We start from the raw sequence: 17,697 nt of genomic DNA, 5'->3' as shown, positions 1-17,697 counted from the left end.
CGGTCGTCCGCTGATTCCTGAGGCTTAAAATGAACAAAGATAACGTCAAACTGGCTATTGCCCCTATCGGCTGGACCAACGATGATATGCCGGAGCTGGGTGCGGAAAATACCTTCCAGCAGATCGTCAGTGAAATGGCGCTGGCCGGTTTTATCGGCAGTGAAGTGGGCAGCAAATATCCGCGCGATCCGGCGGTACTGAAGCCGATGCTGGATATCCGTGGCATTCAGATCGTTAATGCCTGGTTCAGCACCTTCTTTGCCAACGGTGACAAAGCCAAAACCATCGATGAGTTCATCAACCACCGCGACTTCCTGCACGCGATGGGCGCGAAGGTGATCGGCTGCTCCGAGCAGAGCCTGAGCATTCAGGGCACCACCAAAGCGGTACTGGAGGAGAAACCCCACTTTACCGACGAGCAGTGGCGACTGACGGCAGAAGGTTACAACGAGCTGGCAAAACTGGCCGCAGAGAAGGGCATGACCGTTGGCCTGCATCACCATATGGGCACGGCGATCCAGACCACCGCAGAAGTCGACCGCTTTATGGCGCTGACCAACGATGACGTCTATCTGTTGTTTGATACCGGCCACGCTTACTACTCTGAAGGCAGCCAGCAGGCGATGCTGGATATCCTGACGAAGTACCTGCCGCGCATCAACCACGTGCACCTGAAAGACGTGCGTGATGAGATTGTCGACCAGGTCAGAAGCCAGAAGCTGTCGTTCCTCGACGGCGTGAAGAAAGGCACCTTCACCGTACCGGGCGACGGCGTGATCGACTTCAGACCGGTATTCAAAATCCTCGATGATTTCGGCTACAAAGGCTGGATGGTGGTGGAAGCGGAGCAGGACCCGGCGCTGGCTAATCCGTTTGAGTATGCGGTAAAAGCGCGCAAGTACATTCGCGAAACGGCCGGCCTGTAATTCGGCCAAACGACACAAACCCGTTCACCGGCGCCGGTGAACGGGTGCGATCGGAACCCGATCTCACCCCGTCAGTCATCGGCTGACGGGGTGTTTTTTTGGCTAGCCGGTAACGTTAAGCGTTACCCATCAGCTGCTTGAGCGCCGCCGTCAGCCTGCCGTCGGCAGAGAACTGATACATCTGGCTGAAATGATTCTCACCCGGCAGATGCGTAAAGACGACGTCATTACCGCACGCCTTCAGCAGTTCCACGTAGCGTTCGCTTTGCCGGATCATCTCAGGGCGTTCCGCTGCCCCGATCGTTACGGCCATCGGCACGCCTTTGATCATCGAGTTCGCCGGGCTGAAAATCTGGATCTCACTCGGGGTCAGCTGCAGATTATCATTGAGGAAACAGAGGCTGATCGGGGTGAGATCGACGATACCGCTCATCCACATGGCGTGGGAAATCAGCGGGTGGCTGCGGTTCATGGCCGTCAGATGTGCGCCGGCAGAGTGCCCGCACAGGCAAATTTTGCCCGGCTGCAGATGAAAGCGTTGAGCGTTGTCGCGCAGGAAGTTGAGCATCGCCGCAATTTCGCCGTGGATCTGCGACATGCTGGCCTCTGGTGCCAGCGTATATTCGGCCATAATCACCTGAAAATCCGCCAGCAGCCCCTGAGTGATAAAGGCGAAATGCTCTTTACTGGTGCTTTGCCAGAAACCGCCGTGAATAAAGATCAGCGTCGGGGCGTTTTCACGTGAAGAGGGGAAGTAGTCCAGCGTGTTGCGCGGGCCGCCAGCGTACGGAATATTGCGCTCGCAGGGGAAGGTCTGATACGCGGTCTCGCTGCGTTTCAGAAAATCGGCCAGAATTGCCGGGAAATCGAGACCTTTAGCCAGCTGATAGGCATCATCCAGCGCGGCGCGCGTCATATCGTTGTAGATTAATTCCATTAAAAGCATCCTTATTAATTCTCCCCGTTGTTCGGGGAGAATCAGTGTGCTTTTTTTTTGTCGCAGAATGACGGCAAAACTTGCGTATTACCCGCTCCTTTAAGGAAAGTGGCACGCGAGGGTGGTTACTTCAGCTTAATGGAGTTAATGATACTTTCGGCTTCGCTCTGCGACTGCTGCTGGTTCTCGGCCGGCAGGGAGATCTGCAGTGTCAGCAGCTTGCCGTCAATTTTGCCCAGCACAATTGAAGACCAGGCTGACTGGTTGTTGCTGGAGATCACCGTGTCCAGCTGGTGCAGCGTCTGGCCATCAACGGTAATCGCTTTGCTGGTCACCACCTGCAGCTGCGGATCGCGGCTGCGCTGCTGCTCTTCCAGACGGCTGGCCATCGCATCCAGCGACTCGTCGCTGTCCGTGCCTTCAAAAGCGATAATCGCGCGCTGGCCCGAATTATCGGCCCAGACGTGGCGGTTGCTGTCCTGGGTGCTCAGCTTATCGCTTTTATCGGCCATGCCCGGTGGCAGGGTAAAGTTCAGTTTACCGCCCAGCAGGGTGACGGTCTGGTCAGCCTGGCTGGCATGGGCGCTGTGATCGGCTGTCTGGTTTTTATCGCTGTTGTTATCGCAGGCGGCAAGGCCGGTTACCAGCAGGGCAATACCGGCATATTTCAGTAGGTTACGCATCATGATCCCTTTTTAAACGTGGTCGCATCGTCATTAAGCCACTCAGTCAAACGTATTCAGCGGGTAAAAGCAACTTGCCATCGGTGACATTGTGTATCTCCCGCTGACGGCGATTGACGGGCCGTGACCCGACTCAGCTTATCCGAAATTCATCTGCGGGCCAGCGGATTTGTCTGCTAAACGCTTCAGGGTGGCGTTCAGCAGCACCCCGTAGGCAGGCAGGAAGAATACCAGGCAGATCAGCACTTTGAAGCTGTAGTCCACCAGCGCGATTTCCACCCAGTGGGTGGCCATAAACGGATCGGGACTTTTATAGAAGGCGATAAAGAAGAACGCCAGCGTGTCGCTGATATTACCGAGGAACATTGCCGCCGCTGGCGCAATCCACCAGCGCGCGTTCTGCCGCAGTCGGTTAAACACCTGCACGTCGAGGATCTGCCCCAGCGCATAGGCCATAAAGCTGGCGCAGGCGATGCGAGCCACAAACAGGTTTACCTCCGAAAACGCCTGTACCCCTTGCCATTCGCCCTGATACCACAGGCTGGAGATGGCGTAGGAGATAAACAGCGCTGGGATCATGACCGCAAGGATGATGCGCCGCGCCAGCGGTGCGCCGAAGATACGCACGGTGAGGTCGGTCGCCAGGAAGATAAACGGGAAGCTGAATGCGCCCCAGGTGGTGTGCAGACCAAAGATCGAGATCGGCAGCTGGACCAGGTAGTTACTGGAGGTGATCACCAGCAGGTGGAACAGGGACAGCCAGACCAGCGCATGGGTGCGCTGACGTGCGGTAAAAGCAATCATATTGAGCCTTTTTATAAACAGTGGGGTGAGGGAACCCAGTTAATTCACGGTATTTTTCACTCTGCTGCGGGGTGCCGGCACGTTACCCACCGGAGCGAACGCTGTCCGTGGGTGGAACAGGTGCGTCAGGCAATGCCTGCCGGGTGGATCTCGCCGGCATAAATAGCCCGTCGCCACAGCGATTTGGCGGCATCTTACCGGGTTAGCCTGCTATTGCAACGGTTAATTTACGCGCAAACGTTATCGTCGGGCCGGGACTTGCACGCGGTGGCGGCAGCGCTAAAATAGGCGCAGTTTGCCACATAATGAATGAGAAACTGATGAGCGACCTTTTCGCCAGTCCTGACCAGACCCTGGATACTCAGGGAGAGCGCTGCCCGATTCCGGTGATGATGGTGCGTAAAACCGTGCGCGCAATGCAGGCCGGTGAAACGCTGCTGGTGGTCGCCGACGATCCGGCCACCACCCGGGACATCCCCGGCTTCTGCCGCTTTATGGAACACATCCTGCTGGCACAGCAGACCGACGCGCTGCCGTACCGCTATCTGCTGAAGAAGGGAACGGCCTGACGGGGAGTATGGCTGCCGCAAACGTCCTGGCGTTCAGCGGTACCGGGGAAATAATCAGCCCGCCGCGGTCAACGCTAAGGATGGCCGGTGCCCCGGGCGACAGAATGAACCTGTCGTGGATGCCTGGCGGCAGGCTGTCTTAAAGCAGCCTGCCGGTGAGGGCAGGCGATTGTCGTTTATTTCTTTCTCAGCAACCGCAGCGCATTAGCGGTCACTAACGCCGTTGCCCCCGAATCCGCCAGCACCGCCAGCCACAGCCCGGTAAAACCGAGCAGCGTGGTGACCAGGAAGATCGCCTTCAGCCCCAGCGCCAGCGCGATGTTCTGGCGAATATTGGCGTGGGTGGCGCGCGACAGCCGGATCATCGCCGGCAGACCGCTTAAGCGATTGTGGGTCAGCGCCGCATCGGCGGTTTCCAGCGCCACGTCGCTGCCGCCGCCCATCGCGATACCGATGGTGGCGGCTTTCATCGCCGGTGCGTCGTTAATGCCGTCGCCGACCATCGCCACCGGCCGCTGCTGGTTCAGCGCCCTCACCGCCGCGACTTTATCCTCCGGCAGCAGGCCGGCGCGGAAGTCGATGCCGAGTTCGGCGGCAATCGCCGCCGCCGCCCGCGGGTTGTCACCGGTCAGCATCACGCCCTGAATATCCAGCGCCCGCAGCTCGGCCAGTGCGTCACGCGCATCGGCCCGCAGCGTATCGCGCAGGGCAAACAGCCCCAGCGTCTGCGTAGCATCGTGCAGGATCACCACGGTATTGCCGGCATTTTCCAGCCCTGCGACCTCATCACGCTGCGGCTCCGCCAGCGGCAGTGCCAGTTTCGACGGTGCGCTGATCGAAAGTAAGCGGCCGCTTACCAGCGCCTCGACGCCGCTGCCGGCCCGTGCCCGCTGTTCACTGGCCGCCGGCAGGCTGAGCTGGCGATCGGCGGCGGCGGCGACCAGCGCTTTGCCCAGCGGGTGCGACGAGCCCTGTTCAATGGCGGCGGCGGTGGCCAGCAGCATATTTTCATCCCAGCCGGCCAGCGCGACCACGGCGGTCAGCTGCGGTTTACCTTCGGTCAGCGTGCCGGTTTTATCAAAGGCGATGGTACGCACGCCGCCGAGGTTTTCCAGCGCCGCGCCGCCCTTGATCAGCGCGCCGCGGCGGCTGGCGGCGGCCAGCGCCGAGGTGATCGCCGCCGGGGTGGAGATCACCAGCGCGCACGGGCAACCAATCAGCAGCAGCGTCAGACCCTTATAGATCCAGGGCTGCCATCCGGCGGCCAGCAGCAGCGGCGGCACCACGGCCACCAGCAGCGCCAGCGCCATAATCACCGGCGTATACACCCGGCTGAAGCGATCGAGGAAGCGTTCGATCGGTGCCCGCCGCTCTTCGGCTTCTTCGATTAGCGTAAGAATACGGTCAATGGCGCTATGGCCCGGCTCGGAGACCACCTCCAGCCGGACCTGACGGTCGATGCTCAGGCAGCCGGCGGCCACCTTTTCACCCTCAAGGCGTTCTACCGGCAGGGACTCGCCGGTCATCGCACTCTCATCAAAGCTGGCCGTACGGCTCAGCAGCCGCGCGTCGGCCGGCAGCCGTGCGCCGGCGGCGACCTCAATCACATCCCCCGGGCGCAGCGCGCTGACCGGTACGCTTTCGCGCTGGCCGTCGCGCAGACGAACCGCGTCGTCCGGCTGCAGCGCCATCAGCGCGGTGACTCCCCTGCGCGCGCGGCCGGCGGCGAAGGACTCCAGCCGTTCGCCGAGCATAAACAGCAGCAGTACCATCGCCGCTTCGGCGGTCGCACCGATAAACAGCGCGCCGATGGCGGCCACGCTCATCAGGGTTTCAATGCTGAACGGCGATCCGCTGCGCATCAGCCGCAGCGCGCTGCGGGCTATCGGCCAGACGCCGAACAGGGTGGTCACGATATACGCCACGGTTCCCGCACCTGGGGCGTAGTGCGCGACGAGTGCGCTGGCCGCCATCAGCAGCGCGAGGATAATCAGGCTGCGGTTTTCACGCCACAGGCCGGGTGCGGGCCGGTCAGCGGGCTGCATGCCGCTGCGCAGCAGCTGAAAACCGGCGCGGTCTACCGCCTGTTCCACCGCCTGCTGCAGATCGCTGGCGGCATCCACCAGCAGTTTTTCACTGGCAAACACCACGCGGGCCTGGACCACGCCGGGCAGCTGGCGAACGGCGGTTTCTACTTTACGGGCGCAGGCCGGGCAGTCCATGCCGCTTACCTGCCAGCTGTAGCGTGCGGTGCCGCTGCGCCTGTCGCCCTCATCGTCGGGATCGTGCCCCGGGCTGCAGGTCGCTTCGGCACAACAGGGCGTATCGCCGTGGTCGCCGGTGGCAACGGGGGTGATTTTGCGGATAACGGGACGCGGGGTGCTGCTGCATCCGTGCTGTTTGCTGGCATGGTGATGACCACAGCCACATGAAGAGTGTGTGTGCATAACGCCTCCTGGCCGGTTACAACGGGCAACAGCGCCCGTTGCACCTATCCTACACTCTGGAGTCGACTCCAGAGTCAAGAGGCTGAGCACGTTACAGCCAAAGCGATCGCACGATCAGGAAGTGCCCGGCAAAGTAACTGGCGGCCACGATCGCGCTGTCGGCGCTAAAGCGGCGGCGGTAATGGCTGATTAACCAGATAATATTCGACAGCAGCAGCAGCAGTGCTCCGGCCATCAGCGTAAAGGCGTTGTCGGTCGGGCGGAACAGGTACAGCTCACTGGCCAGCCAGCTCATCAGCAGGGTGATGCCGAGAAACGTCGCTATTGGCCAGCGCAGATCCTCCAGACGGCTCCACACCGTGGCAATCGTCAGGCCGCCGACGATCAGCAGCGCCAGCGGCAGCGGCCAGAACAGGGTCAGCGTCATCTGGCTGGCAAGGTACAGCGTATACAGCAGGTGCGAGAGGAAAAACGCTCCGATGGCATAGAGCATGCGCTTCTGCGGCAGCAGCGTCAGCGCATCGCCGGCCAGGGTGGCCAGCAGGCCGAGCAGGATCAGATAATCGGTAGTTTGCAGCATCGGCGCCTGCCAGGCCCAGCCGAGCAGCAACAGCAACGTAACCGGTTTAAACACCCAGCGCTGCCACTGCGGGCCACGGTAGGTGGCATCAACGTACAGCCAGCCGGAGAACAGTACGGCGAGGAAGGACCAGATCATAGCGTTATCCCTGATAGCAGATGAAAAACTCCACAATGTCCTCCTCAGTCTAGGCCAATGCGCGGCGCGCTGACAATCTGCGGGCGCGGCAAACCGCTCTCACGAAGTTTTCAGGCCGCTGCCGCGGGCCGGCAACGGCTGTGCTGCTGCCGGTAAACGGGCGGCGGACTTTACTGTTTCGGGAAGTGTTTCTTCTGCCAGGCCAGCAGCTCAAAGACGCCAAAGAAGAAGACTTTCAGCTGCATCACGCCGCTGAGTTTCGCTGCGCCCGCTGGCTGGGTGGTCCGCATCAGCACCAGCTGCAGGCCGTGCATAATCACCATAAAGAACAGCGCCACGTTGACAAAATAGGTCAGCGGTTTCGGGAACGGCTGCACCAGGTTGAGCAGCAAAAAGGCCCAGACAAAAATCATCAGCACGCGGCCGGCGTTAATCAGCATGGTTACTCTCTCCTTGTTGGCTGCGACGAACATACAGCCGGTAAGCGACCTGGCCGGCAATTTTTTCCCGGTGCAGGTGCCAGTTAACCGGAACCGGCGGCACGCCGCCTTCCACCTCACACTCAACATAGATCAAAGCGTCATCGCTCAGCCAGCCGTTATTTTCCAGCAGCGTTACGGTCTGCTCCAGCAGCCCCTTGCGAAACGGCGGGTCGATAAACACCAGCTGGTGCGCCTCGCCCTGTTGCGCGAGGAACTGCAGGGTATTGGTATTCACTACCCGACCGCTGCGGCTGCCCAGCGTGGCGAGGTTTTTTTCCAGCTGCTGCGCCACCGGGCGCTCCAGCTCCAGCAGGGTAGCACTGGCCGCGTGGCGCGACAGCGCTTCCAGGCCCAGCGCGCCGCTGCCGGCGAAGCAGTCGAGGCATCTGGCCTGCTGAATATCGGCCGCCAGCCAGTTAAACAGGGTTTCACGCACCCGATCGGTGGTCGGGCGCAGGCCAGCGCTGTCAGGCACCGGCAGCTTACGGCCGCGCCACTGGCCGCCGATGATGCGAATTTGCCCGGCTGATGCACTGCGGGGTTTTTTAGTCATGGTACTGAACTCTTAATAATTTGTTGCACAGTTTAACGGGCGAAACGTGCCGAGGAAACGTAAAAAGGGTGCTGTAACGCCCTCTGGAGAAAGTGTTAGACTAAGGGATTAATTATCAGCTGAATTTTCATACCGGAACCGGACCGGTTTTTCCCGCGAGGAGCGTGGTGGCAACATGGCAAAGAATAAAAAACGTGGCTTTTTCTCCTGGCTTGGCCTTGGGCGTGAAGATAAGACGTCACAGGATGAAGAACAGCAGGCGTTAGAGCAGCAGGCCGCCGAACGTGCCGCGCAGGAAGCCGCCGACCGTGCTGCCGCAGAGCAGGCCGCACAGGCGGAAGCAGAAGAAAAAGTTCGTGCCGAAGCCGAGGCTGCGCGCGCAGAGGCCGAAAAAGCCCGTGCCGAGGCTGAAGCGGCCCGCGTTGAGGCAGAAGAGAAAGCCCGTGCGGAAGCTGAAGCGGCCCGCGTTGAGGCGGAAGAAAAAGCCCGTGCGGAGGCTGAAGCGGCCCGCGTTGAGGCAGAAGAGAACGCCCGTGCGGCAGCTGAAGCGGCCCGCGTTGAGGCGGAAGAGAACGCCCGTGCGGCAGCTGACGCTGCCCGTACCGCATCAGAACAGCAGGCTGCTGCACAGGCAGAAGCAGCTCTGGTAACTGCTGAAATTGAAGCGGCGACTCGCACTGAAGCCGAAGCTGCCGCCCGTGCTGAGACAGAAGCCGCTGCCCGCGCAGAGGCCGAAGCTGCTGCCCGCGCCGAAGCGGAAGCCGCTGCCCGTGCTGAAGCAGAAGCCGYYGCCCGTGCWGAGRCMGAAGCCGCCGCCCGCGCCGAAGCCGAAGCTGCTGCCCGTGCCGAAGCCGAAGCTGCTGCCCGTGCTGAGACAGAAGCCGCCGCCCGCGCAGAGGCCGAAACCGCTGCTCGTGCAGAGGCCGAAGCCGCCGCCCGTGCCGAAGCGGAGGCCATTGCTATTGCTGAATCCGAGGCTGAAGATGCGGCGCTGCTGGCAGAGCAGGAAGAAGCCGCCCGCTTAGCCGCCGCGCAGGCCGGGCAGCCGCGTCCGACCAAAGAAGGTTTCTTCGCCCGCCTGAAACGCAGCCTGGTGAAAACCCGCCAGAACCTCGGGTCCGGCTTTATCAGCCTGTTCCGCGGCAAAAAAATCGACGACGACCTGTTTGAAGAGCTGGAAGAGCAGCTGCTGATCGCCGACGTTGGCGTGGAAACCACCCGCCGCATCATCGGCAACCTGACGCAGCAGGCCAGCCGTGGTCAGCTGCGCGATGCCGAAGCCTTGTACGGCCTGCTGAAAACAGAAATGGCCGGCATCCTGGCCGACGTGGAAGCGCCGCTGGATATCACGCCGAACAAGCCGTTTGTGATCCTGATGGTTGGCGTCAACGGCGTGGGTAAAACCACCACTATCGGCAAGCTGGCGCGTCAGTTCCAGGCCGAAGGCAAATCGGTGATGCTAGCCGCGGGGGATACCTTCCGCGCCGCCGCCGTGGAGCAGCTGCAGGTGTGGGGTCAGCGCAATAACATCCCGGTAGTGGCCCAGCATACCGGTGCCGATTCCGCCTCGGTGATCTTCGATGCTATCCAGGCCGCCAAAGCGCGTAACGTCGACGTGTTGATCGCCGATACCGCCGGCCGCCTGCAGAACAAAGCGCATCTGATGGAAGAGCTGAAAAAGATCACCCGCGTGATGAAGAAGCTGGACGAGGACGCGCCGCACGAGGTGATGCTGACCATTGATGCTAGCACCGGCCAGAATGCGATTAGCCAGACTAAACTGTTCCACGAGGCCGTCGGCCTGACCGGAATTACCCTGACCAAGCTGGACGGAACGGCGAAGGGCGGGGTGATCTTCTCGGTGGCCGATCAGTTCAACATTCCGATTCGCTATATCGGCGTGGGTGAAGGCATTGAAGATTTGCGATCGTTTAAGGCTGACGATTTTATTGAGGCACTTTTTGCCCGAGAGGACTAATTAGGATGATTCGCTTTGAAGAAGTCAGTAAGGCTTATCTCGGCGGTCGGCAAGCGCTGCAGGGGGTCGATTTTCATCTGCGTCCCGGCGAAATGGCGTTTCTGACCGGACACTCCGGGGCGGGGAAAAGTACCTTGCTGAAGCTGATTTGTGGCATTGAACGCCCGAGTGCCGGGCATATCTGGTTCGGCGGCCACGATATCAGCCGTCTGAAAAGCCGTGAAGTGCCGTTTCTGCGCCGGCAGATTGGCATGATCTTCCAGGATCATCATCTGCTGATGGATCGCTCGGTGTATGACAACGTCGCTATCCCGCTGATTATTGCCGGGGCCAGCGGCGAAGATATACGCCGCCGCGTTTCTGCCGCGCTGGATAAGGTCGGCCTGCTCGACAAAGCGAAGAGCTTCCCGATCCAGCTCTCCGGCGGTGAACAGCAGCGCGTGGGCATTGCCCGTGCGGTGGTCAACAAGCCGGCGGTGCTGCTGGCCGATGAACCGACCGGTAACCTCGATGAAGCGCTGTCAGAAGATATTCTGCGGTTATTTGAAGAGTTTAACCGCGTTGGGGTGACGGTGCTGATGGCGACCCATGATATGGGGCTGATCGCCCGCCGCAACTATCGCCTGATGACGCTGAGCCAGGGACGACTGCACGGAGGTTATCGTGGTGAATAAGCGTAATGCCCGCTCGACGGCGCCCAAAGCGAAGCCGCAGAAGGTGCCGTCTAAAAGTAAGGCGCTGAAGGGCGGCTGGCAGGAGCAGTGGCGCTACGCAATGCGTGGCTCACTCTCGGATATGTGGCGTCAGCCGCTGGCGACCCTGCTGACCATTATGGTGATTGCCATTTCACTGACCCTGCCGAGCGTCTGCTATCTGGTGTGGAAAAACGTCAGCCAGGCCGCCGACCAGTGGTACCCCGCGCCGCAGATTACCGTTTACCTGAGCAAGACGCTGGATGATGATGCCGCCTTAGGCGTGGTTAATCAGCTGAAGCAGGAAGAGGGCGTGGAGAAGGTCAACTATCTGTCGCGGGAAGAGGCGCAGGGCGAGTTCCGCAACTGGTCCGGCTTTGGCGGCGCGATGGATATGCTGGAACAGAACCCATTACCGGCGGTGGCCATCATTACGCCGAAGCTCAGTTTCCAGGGCACCGACAGCATGACCACCCTGCGCGATCGCGTGGCGAAGGTGCAGGGTATTGATGAAGTGAAGATGGACGACAGCTGGTTTGCCCGCCTGGCGGCGCTGACCGGGCTGGTGGGCCAGGTGGCGGCGATGATCGGCGTGCTGATGATCGTGGCGGTGTTCCTGGTGATCGGCAACAGCGTGCGCCTGAGCATCTTCTCGCGGCGCGATACCATCAACGTGCAGAAGCTGATCGGCGCTACCGACGGCTTTATCCTGCGGCCGTTCCTCTACGGTGGTGCGCTGCTGGGCTTTAGCGGCGCGCTGCTGTCGCTGGTGCTGTCGGAAATCCTGGTACTGCGGCTGGAGTCGGTGGTGGCCGAGGTGGCGACGGTGTTTGGCACCACCTTTGCGCTGCATGGCCTCGGCTGGGATGAAGGCCTGCTGCTGCTGCTGATAGCCGCGATGATTGGCTGGATTGCGGCCTGGCTGGCGACGGTGCAACATTTACGCCGATTTACGCCGCAGTAACGCATTAACACGTTTTTTTGATATAATCTTCCTCTGCTGCGTGAGCCTGTGCCGCAGAGGAAGTTCATCAGTTTGTCACTTCCCCCTGCCATCCTTACCGCCGCCGCGCAACAGCAGATCTCGTGCTTATCCACCGATCCAACTGAACTTGTGGATAACTCTGATGTCTGAATTTAAGACACTGACGCATAATGGCGCACAGATTGCTTCCTAATCCGTTAGCGATTCGCGTAGTGTAGTCAGCCGCGTCAGGGAGTGGCGCAACCACGATAGTTGATACAGAGAGGGTTTGAATGACCAAAGAAATGCAAACTTTAGCTATTGCTCCTTTAGGCAACCTGGATGCGTACATCCGGGCGGCCAATGCCTGGCCTATGCTGACGGCAGAAGAGGAAAAAGCGCTGGCTGAACGGCTGCATTACCAGGCTGATCTGGAAGCAGCAAAAACGCTGATCCTGTCTCACCTGCGCTTTGTTGTTCACGTCGCTCGTAATTACTCCGGTTATGGCCTGCCGCAGGCGGACCTGATCCAGGAAGGTAACATCGGCCTGATGAAAGCCGTGCGCCGTTTCAACCCGGAAGTGGGTGTGCGCCTGGTCTCCTTCGCCGTGCACTGGATTAAAGCGGAGATCCATGAATACGTGCTGCGTAACTGGCGTATTGTGAAGGTCGCGACGACTAAAGCTCAGCGTAAGCTGTTCTTTAACCTGCGTAAAAGCAAGCAGCGCCTCGGCTGGTTCAATCAGGATGAGGTCGAAATGGTAGCGCGCGAGCTGGGCGTTTCCAGCAAAGACGTCCGCGAGATGGAGTCGCGCATGTCTGCGCAGGACATGACCTTTGACCCGACGCCGGAAGACGAAGGCGAAGGCCGCTCCATGGCGCCGATGCTCTATCTGCAGGATAAGACGTCTGACTTTGCTAACGGCATTGAGGAAGACAACTGGGACGATCACGCCGCCGACAAGCTGAGCGATGCGATGCTGGCGCTGGACGAGCGTAGCCAGCACATTATCCGCGCCCGCTGGCTGGACGATGATAACAAGACTACCCTGCAGGAGCTGGCCGACCAGTATGGCGTCTCCGCCGAGCGCGTGCGTCAGCTGGAAAAGAACGCCATGAAAAAGCTGCGTATGGCGATTGAGGCGTAACCTCACAGAGCGCTTGAGCCACGTTCTACATTAGCTTAATATCTGTTCACTGGCTTGTGCTTGCGTTACGTTAGTAACCAAAGTTCGCCGGAAAGGCCGCTAACCTGACCGGCACAAAGAAACCGCTCCCTGGGGCGGTTTTTTTATGCCTGCTGTCTGTGTTTTGCCTGGTTTTGAAGTGAGCCGCCCGTTGCCGGGCGGCCACCGGCTTACTTGCCTGCCATGTTGATGATCACTGAAATCGAGTTATTGGAGATGCTCCAGCCCCCGGTTCCGGCTAACAGCAGCGCGGCAGAGACAACGAGAACAATACGCAGGTATCGTTTCATTGCGCGGTCCTTGCAACAGACCGCTTCACGGTGCCACCACCGGAGATGAAACCGTGAATGCAAGTGCTGAGATGCACTTGCGTTAACGGCCATTGGATATCCCTTCCTGAATCCGGTGCCCGCTTGCTAAGGCGGCGAAAAGGTCCGCGGGTATTGTATGCTTATTAATCGCCTCAGGATACTTGACAGCATATTTAAAACAGCTCAGGATAAGAGCGCTGAGATGCACTTGCGTTACGTTGGTAACCAAAGCCCCGCTGGAAAGGCCGCTAACCTAACCAGCACAAATAGACCGCCGCTACGGCGGTTTTTTTGTTTCTGTCGGCAGAAAGTGAGCAATCAACACCATCTCTGACCGCAATTTTGTTCAAGGCTGAAAACGATGGATGACAACGCTGCACCCGGTGAGAAAGCCACGCTGTTCTGCCTTGAGGAACTCGACGGGCTGACCATGCTGGAGGCGAACTATCACCGCCGCCGCTTTCCGCGTCACGTGCATGAAACCTTCTGCGTCGGCGTGATTGAAACCGGCGCGCAGCGCTTCTGGCGCTCCGGCGGCGACCACGTGGCACCCAGCGGCGATATTATTCTGGTCAACGCCGACGAGGTGCATACCGGCTGTTCGGAGGTGGAAGGCGGCTGGTCCTACCGGGCAATCTATCCGCACCCTGATCTGTTTGCCCGCCTGTCGCCCGGCACCGGGCCGGCTGCGGTGCCGTGGTTTCCCGACGCGGTGCTGCACGATCCGGCGCTGTCGGCGCAGCTGCGGCTGCTGTTTTCCCTGCTGCCGGAGCAGGGCAATACGCTGCTGAAAGAGTCGCTGCTGCTGACCGCCTTCGCCTGGCTGGTGATGCGCTACAGCCGCACCCGCGTGGTGCCGGCAGCCGTCGCCGATGCTACGCGGGCGGTACTGCCGGTGCGTGAGCTGATGGCTGCCCATCCGGAACAGAACTGGTCGCTGCAGCAGCTGGCGGAGATAGCCGGGCTTAGTCCGTGGTACTTCCTGCGCCAGTTCAAAAAAAGCCTGGGGATGACGCCGCACGCCTGGCTGTTACAGCAGCGGCTGTGCCGGGCGCGGGAAGGGCTGGATCGCGGTGAAGCGATTGCCCAGGTTTCGCTGCGCTGCGGCTTCTCCGATCAAAGCCACTTCACCCGTCACTTTAAAAACTCAATCGGCATCACGCCGGGTGACTACGTGCAGGCGCGCAGAGGGCAGCCCTTGCGCCGCTGAAGCTGCGCAATTTCCTTCAAGCTTTCATACCCGCCCGGCCTTCACACTGCCTGCTGATTTTTTACAGGAACCTGCGTGATGGATAATGTACTGCTCTCTGAACGATCGGCCCTGCAACGGCCGTGGTCCGGTTTTTTTCGCGGCGCGGTGGCGATGCTGCCGCTGTGCCTGTCGGTGATCCCGTGGGGGATCCTCGCCGGTTCGATGGCGGTGCAGGCCGGGCTGACCTTTGCCCAGAGCCTTGGGATGTCGGCGATTATCTTTGCCGGTGCCGCCCAGCTGGTTACGCTGGGGCTGCTGCTCTCCGGCGGCAGCGTGCTGACCATCGTGGTCTCGGTATTTTTTATTACCTCTCAACACCTGCTGTACGGCCTGACGCTGCGCGAAACCGTGGCGCGGATGGCGCTGCGTTACCGGCTGCCGGTTGGTTATCTGCTGTGCGATGAGCTGTTTGCCCTCGCCAGCGCGCAGCCGAAGGAGAAGCTGACGCCGGGCTATCTGATCGGCGCGGGCCTGTGCTTTTACCTGTGCTGGGTGCTGTTCAGCCTGGCGGGAGTGGTGATGGCCTCGGCGATCCCGGATCTGGACCGCTGGCATCTCGACTTCTCCATTGTCGCCACCTTTATCACCATCGTGGTACCGATGGTTCAATTACGCAGCGTGCTGTGTGGCGTGGTGGTATCGCTGCTGCTGTCGATGATCCTTAGCCTGTACCGGGTGGAAGGAGCAATCGTGATCGCCGGGCTGAGCGGCATGCTTGCGGCGGTGGCGGTTGCCCGCCTGACCCAGGGGGCAAAATGAGCTGGACGTTGCTGCTGGCGCTGGCGGCGCTGGTGTTCTTTAACCGCTACGTATTTCTGGAACCTATGGTGCCGGTGCGGCTGCCCGTGCTGCTGCGTGAGGCGCTGAAGTATTCGGCCCCCTGCCTGCTGACCGCCATCTGTGGGCCGATTATTCTGCTGCACGACGGGGCCGTGCGCGGGATGGCGGATAATCCTTACCTGTACGGTGCAGTGGCCGGGGTAGTCATTGCCGCCCGCTTACGGCATATGGTGCTGAGCGTACTGCTGATTCTGGGGGTGTTTTACCTGATAAGCTGGCTGTTGTAAGTCAGGTACTGGCGGGTAACGCGGCATGAAATCCGGTTAGTTGCAGGTCGTTGCGACGCTATGCGTTTGCCAGGTTTCTGGTGGTATCGTCCCGCCGCCCGCCGCCCGTCAGTGACGTTAGGGTAAGCCGTTGCACGTCTTCCGCCAGCCATCAGCACCGGGGGTAAAGCCTGCTGCCTGCATAAAGGCGGAAATTACCTCCGGGTCTGATGAACCATCCTGCGCCACCCACCACCGTGTAACCTGCGGGTTATGCGCCAGCACCTCTTCCAGCAGGTAGAGCCCGACGCCTCGCCGGCGGGTCACTTCGCGGACTTCCAGCTGCGTCAGCCGCCCGTGTGCACCGTCGATCCCGACCTGCACCGCCGCCAGCAGCCGATCGTTAAATTTTGCCGCATAGAGCAGCCGCTCGCTGCTCAGCTGTTGCACCAGCGGGTTGAGTTCGGCCCGGGGCCAGATTTTGCCCAGATCGATATAGTCCTGGGCAGAGAGCTGTTGCAGGCGGATGACGGAAAGTTTCATCAAATGAATCCATACGGGGGAAAGGCATATTGTAGCGAAGTCGACCATACTCAGTGCGATAAGATTTTTGCGCAAAAACGAGGCGATCGGTGCCTGATTTGTGCAGTATCCAGGGTAATCCGGTCTCTGGTTGCGTTCTGACCAGCATAATATCCTGGATTGTTGTCTGAAATGCCACCGTTCATGCCAGTTAATTGTTCTGGCAATCCCACCATTTACTGAATATGTCGGTTGATTTACAGCAGAATATTCCTGTTTAATAACCTGAAATTTAAAGCGTTATTCATAAAAACTGTCGGGAATTGGCCTAACTCTTTCTTACTCAAAGCGTTTTCGCAGATTCACCGGCAAATAATACCCGAAGTCCGCACGCTGCGGATGAAGGGAGCAACCACAACAGATGGGGTAGTTCGGATGAAAATCAGTAAAGGTCGCGCGTTGCTGGCTGGCTGTATGGCCCTGGCATTAAGCCACGCTGCATCAGCAGCAGATATCAAAGTCGCTATCGTCGGTGCCATGTCCGGCCCGGTGGCGCAGTATGGTGATATGGAGTTTACCGGAGCCAAACAGGCGATTGCTGACATCAATGCCAAAGGCGGCGTTAACGGCAATAAGCTGGTCGGCGTGGAGTACGATGACGCCTGCGATCCAAAACAGGCGGTCGCGGTCGCCAACAAGGTGATCAACGACGGCATCCGTTATGTGATCGGCCATCTGTGCTCCTCCTCTACCCAGCCGGCATCAGACATCTATGAAGATGAAGGCGTGATCATGATTACCCCGGCGGCCACCGCACCGGACCTGACCACCCGTGGCTACAAGCTGATTATGCGCACCACCGGCCTGGACTCCGATCAGGGCCCGACCGCCGCGAACTATATTCTCAGCGCGATCAAACCGCAGCGCATTGCGGTGATCCACGACAAGCAGCAGTACGGTGAAGGCCTGGCGCGATCCGTGCAGGAGAGCCTGAAAAAATCCGGCGGCAACGTGGTGCTGTTTGAAGGCGTCACCGCCGGTGATAAAGACTTCTCCACCCTGGTGGCGCGTCTGAAGAAAGAGAACATCGATTTCGTCTACTTCGGCGGCTACTATCCGGAGATGGGCCAGATCCTGCGCCAGGCGCGTGCGGCCGGCCTGAAAACCCAGTTTATGGGTCCGGAAGGCGTGGGTAACTCCTCACTGTCTAACATTGCCGGTGCGGCTTCTGAAGGTATGCTGGTGACGCTGCCGAAGCGTTACGATCAGGTGCCTGCCAACAAAGCCATCGTTGATGCGCTGAAGGCGAAGAAACTGGACCCAACCGGCCCGTTCGTCTGGACCACCTACGCGGCGCTGCAGTCGCTGGCGGCCGGTATGGAACGCAGCAAGAGTGAGGAGCCGGCAGACATCGTTAAGAACCTGAAAGAGGGTGCCGCTGTTCCAACCGTGATGGGCGACCTGAACTGGAACGCGCAGGGCGACCTGAAAGGCTTTGAGTTCGGTATCTTCCAGTGGCACGCCGACGGTTCATCCACCGCGGTGAAATAAACCGCCGGTTCCGGCCCGCTGGGGATTGGTCAGCGCGCCGGATCGCGCTGGCCGCATCCAACTGGCCTGCGACAA

The 17,697-nt window shown here is 60.0% G+C and carries 18 protein-coding genes; 10 read left to right on the top strand and 8 right to left on the bottom strand.

The window, feature by feature from the left end:
* Positions 1-29: 29 nt before the first annotated feature.
* Complete coding sequence (gene iolE, locus ASF13_RS03550; protein WP_056232675.1) at positions 30-926, top strand: myo-inosose-2 dehydratase; 897 nt, start codon at positions 30-32, stop codon at positions 924-926.
* Between the two features lie 115 nt (positions 927-1,041).
* Here iolE and ASF13_RS03545 read toward each other — a convergent pair whose 3' ends face one another.
* The 3 genes from ASF13_RS03545 to ASF13_RS03535 all read right to left on the bottom strand — a co-directional run bounded on the left by ASF13_RS03545 (position 1,042) and on the right by ASF13_RS03535 (position 3,350).
* A complete protein-coding gene (locus ASF13_RS03545; RefSeq protein ID WP_056232673.1) occupies positions 1,042-1,863 on the bottom strand; it encodes an alpha/beta hydrolase in 822 nt (273 codons plus the stop codon).
* A gap of 125 nt (positions 1,864-1,988) precedes the next feature.
* Positions 1,989-2,546, bottom strand: a complete 558-nt coding sequence (locus tag ASF13_RS03540) for a DcrB family lipoprotein (protein ID WP_056232671.1) — start codon at positions 2,544-2,546, stop codon at positions 1,989-1,991.
* Between the two features lie 138 nt (positions 2,547-2,684).
* A complete protein-coding gene (locus ASF13_RS03535; protein WP_056232670.1) occupies positions 2,685-3,350 on the bottom strand; it encodes a 7-cyano-7-deazaguanine/7-aminomethyl-7-deazaguanine transporter in 666 nt (221 codons plus the stop codon).
* A gap of 320 nt (positions 3,351-3,670) precedes the next feature.
* On the opposite strand from ASF13_RS03535, the gene tusA reads away from it, so the two are divergent.
* Entirely contained in the window at positions 3,671-3,919 is a 249-nt protein-coding gene (gene tusA / locus ASF13_RS03530) for a sulfurtransferase TusA (RefSeq protein WP_056232667.1), read from the top strand.
* Between the two features lie 176 nt (positions 3,920-4,095).
* On the opposite strand, the gene ASF13_RS03525 is transcribed toward tusA, so the two are convergent.
* From ASF13_RS03525 to rsmD, 4 genes are all read right to left on the bottom strand, one after another.
* Entirely contained in the window at positions 4,096-6,366 is a 2,271-nt protein-coding gene (locus ASF13_RS03525) for a zinc/cadmium/mercury/lead-transporting ATPase (protein WP_056232665.1), read from the bottom strand.
* A 91-nt stretch (positions 6,367-6,457) separates the two neighbouring features.
* Positions 6,458-7,084 carry a lysoplasmalogenase gene (locus tag ASF13_RS03520; RefSeq protein ID WP_056232663.1) on the bottom strand — a complete coding sequence of 209 codons (627 nt, stop codon included), beginning with the start codon at positions 7,082-7,084 and terminating at the stop codon, positions 6,458-6,460.
* Between the two features lie 170 nt (positions 7,085-7,254).
* Positions 7,255-7,524 (bottom strand): DUF1145 family protein, encoded by a 270-nt coding sequence (locus tag ASF13_RS03515; protein ID WP_056232661.1) that lies wholly within the window; start codon positions 7,522-7,524, stop codon positions 7,255-7,257.
* A complete protein-coding gene (gene rsmD / locus ASF13_RS03510; RefSeq protein ID WP_056232659.1) occupies positions 7,514-8,119 on the bottom strand; it encodes a 16S rRNA (guanine(966)-N(2))-methyltransferase in 606 nt (201 codons plus the stop codon). Before rsmD ends, ASF13_RS03515 begins: the two co-directional genes overlap by 11 nt.
* Before the next feature lie 175 nt (positions 8,120-8,294).
* Here rsmD and ftsY point away from each other — a divergent pair, with 175 nt between their 5' ends.
* The 7 genes from ftsY to ASF13_RS03475 all read left to right on the top strand — a co-directional run bounded on the left by ftsY (position 8,295) and on the right by ASF13_RS03475 (position 15,570).
* Positions 8,295-10,097 carry a signal recognition particle-docking protein FtsY gene (gene ftsY / locus ASF13_RS03505; RefSeq protein WP_056232657.1) on the top strand — a complete coding sequence of 601 codons (1,803 nt, stop codon included), beginning with the start codon at positions 8,295-8,297 and terminating at the stop codon, positions 10,095-10,097.
* A 5-nt stretch (positions 10,098-10,102) separates the two neighbouring features.
* The gene (gene ftsE, locus ASF13_RS03500; RefSeq protein ID WP_056232654.1) at positions 10,103-10,771 is read left to right on the top strand and encodes a cell division ATP-binding protein FtsE; all 669 of its coding nucleotides are present in this window, start codon (positions 10,103-10,105) and stop codon (positions 10,769-10,771) included.
* Positions 10,761-11,753 (top strand): permease-like cell division protein FtsX, encoded by a 993-nt coding sequence (gene ftsX / locus ASF13_RS03495; protein WP_056232652.1) that lies wholly within the window; start codon positions 10,761-10,763, stop codon positions 11,751-11,753. Before ftsE ends, ftsX begins: the two co-directional genes overlap by 11 nt.
* A gap of 293 nt (positions 11,754-12,046) precedes the next feature.
* Positions 12,047-12,901: an RNA polymerase sigma factor RpoH gene (gene rpoH, locus ASF13_RS03490; protein ID WP_056232650.1), complete on the top strand. Its 855-nt coding sequence runs from the start codon at positions 12,047-12,049 to the stop codon at positions 12,899-12,901.
* 711 nt (positions 12,902-13,612) lie between these two features.
* On the top strand, positions 13,613-14,461 hold the full coding sequence (locus ASF13_RS03485; RefSeq protein WP_056232648.1) for an AraC family transcriptional regulator: 849 nt from the start codon (positions 13,613-13,615) through the stop codon (positions 14,459-14,461).
* A 78-nt stretch (positions 14,462-14,539) separates the two neighbouring features.
* Positions 14,540-15,262 carry an AzlC family ABC transporter permease gene (locus ASF13_RS03480; RefSeq protein ID WP_056232646.1) on the top strand — a complete coding sequence of 241 codons (723 nt, stop codon included), beginning with the start codon at positions 14,540-14,542 and terminating at the stop codon, positions 15,260-15,262.
* Complete coding sequence (locus ASF13_RS03475) at positions 15,259-15,570, top strand: AzlD domain-containing protein (RefSeq protein ID WP_056232644.1); 312 nt, start codon at positions 15,259-15,261, stop codon at positions 15,568-15,570. The genes ASF13_RS03480 and ASF13_RS03475 overlap by 4 nt, the downstream gene beginning before the upstream one ends.
* Before the next feature lie 117 nt (positions 15,571-15,687).
* On the opposite strand, the gene panM is transcribed toward ASF13_RS03475, so the two are convergent.
* Positions 15,688-16,092 (bottom strand): aspartate 1-decarboxylase autocleavage activator PanM, encoded by a 405-nt coding sequence (gene panM / locus ASF13_RS03470; protein WP_056232642.1) that lies wholly within the window; start codon positions 16,090-16,092, stop codon positions 15,688-15,690.
* Between the two features lie 414 nt (positions 16,093-16,506).
* On the opposite strand from panM, the gene ASF13_RS03465 reads away from it, so the two are divergent.
* Positions 16,507-17,622: a branched-chain amino acid ABC transporter substrate-binding protein gene (locus ASF13_RS03465; protein ID WP_056232640.1), complete on the top strand. Its 1,116-nt coding sequence runs from the start codon at positions 16,507-16,509 to the stop codon at positions 17,620-17,622.
* The last annotated feature ends 75 nt before the right edge of the window (positions 17,623-17,697 follow it).

It is taken from the genome of Erwinia sp. Leaf53 (genome assembly GCF_001422605.1).
Lineage (GTDB): Bacteria > Pseudomonadota > Gammaproteobacteria > Enterobacterales > Enterobacteriaceae > Erwinia.
Note: the sequence above shows the minus strand (reverse complement) of the source record. Positions and strands in the feature narration are given on the sequence as shown.

Coding starts and splice junctions, on each gene's coding strand:
- panM (WP_056232642.1), bottom strand. CDS start 16,092: ATGAAACTTTCCGTCATCCGCCTGCAACAGCTCTCTGCCCAGGACTAT.
- tusA (WP_056232667.1), top strand. CDS start 3,671: ATGAGCGACCTTTTCGCCAGTCCTGACCAGACCCTGGATACTCAGGGA.
- ASF13_RS03480 (WP_056232646.1), top strand. CDS start 14,540: ATGGATAATGTACTGCTCTCTGAACGATCGGCCCTGCAACGGCCGTGG.
- ASF13_RS03535 (WP_056232670.1), bottom strand. CDS start 3,350: ATGATTGCTTTTACCGCACGTCAGCGCACCCATGCGCTGGTCTGGCTG.
- ftsE (WP_056232654.1), top strand. CDS start 10,103: ATGATTCGCTTTGAAGAAGTCAGTAAGGCTTATCTCGGCGGTCGGCAA.
- ASF13_RS03520 (WP_056232663.1), bottom strand. CDS start 7,084: ATGATCTGGTCCTTCCTCGCCGTACTGTTCTCCGGCTGGCTGTACGTT.
- ASF13_RS03540 (WP_056232671.1), bottom strand. CDS start 2,546: ATGCGTAACCTACTGAAATATGCCGGTATTGCCCTGCTGGTAACCGGC.
- ASF13_RS03465 (WP_056232640.1), top strand. CDS start 16,507: ATGAAAATCAGTAAAGGTCGCGCGTTGCTGGCTGGCTGTATGGCCCTG.
- ASF13_RS03485 (WP_056232648.1), top strand. CDS start 13,613: ATGGATGACAACGCTGCACCCGGTGAGAAAGCCACGCTGTTCTGCCTT.
- rpoH (WP_056232650.1), top strand. CDS start 12,047: ATGACCAAAGAAATGCAAACTTTAGCTATTGCTCCTTTAGGCAACCTG.
- iolE (WP_056232675.1), top strand. CDS start 30: ATGAACAAAGATAACGTCAAACTGGCTATTGCCCCTATCGGCTGGACC.
- ASF13_RS03475 (WP_056232644.1), top strand. CDS start 15,259: ATGAGCTGGACGTTGCTGCTGGCGCTGGCGGCGCTGGTGTTCTTTAAC.
- ASF13_RS03515 (WP_056232661.1), bottom strand. CDS start 7,524: ATGCTGATTAACGCCGGCCGCGTGCTGATGATTTTTGTCTGGGCCTTT.
- rsmD (WP_056232659.1), bottom strand. CDS start 8,119: ATGACTAAAAAACCCCGCAGTGCATCAGCCGGGCAAATTCGCATCATC.
- ASF13_RS03545 (WP_056232673.1), bottom strand. CDS start 1,863: ATGGAATTAATCTACAACGATATGACGCGCGCCGCGCTGGATGATGCC.
- ASF13_RS03525 (WP_056232665.1), bottom strand. CDS start 6,366: ATGCACACACACTCTTCATGTGGCTGTGGTCATCACCATGCCAGCAAA.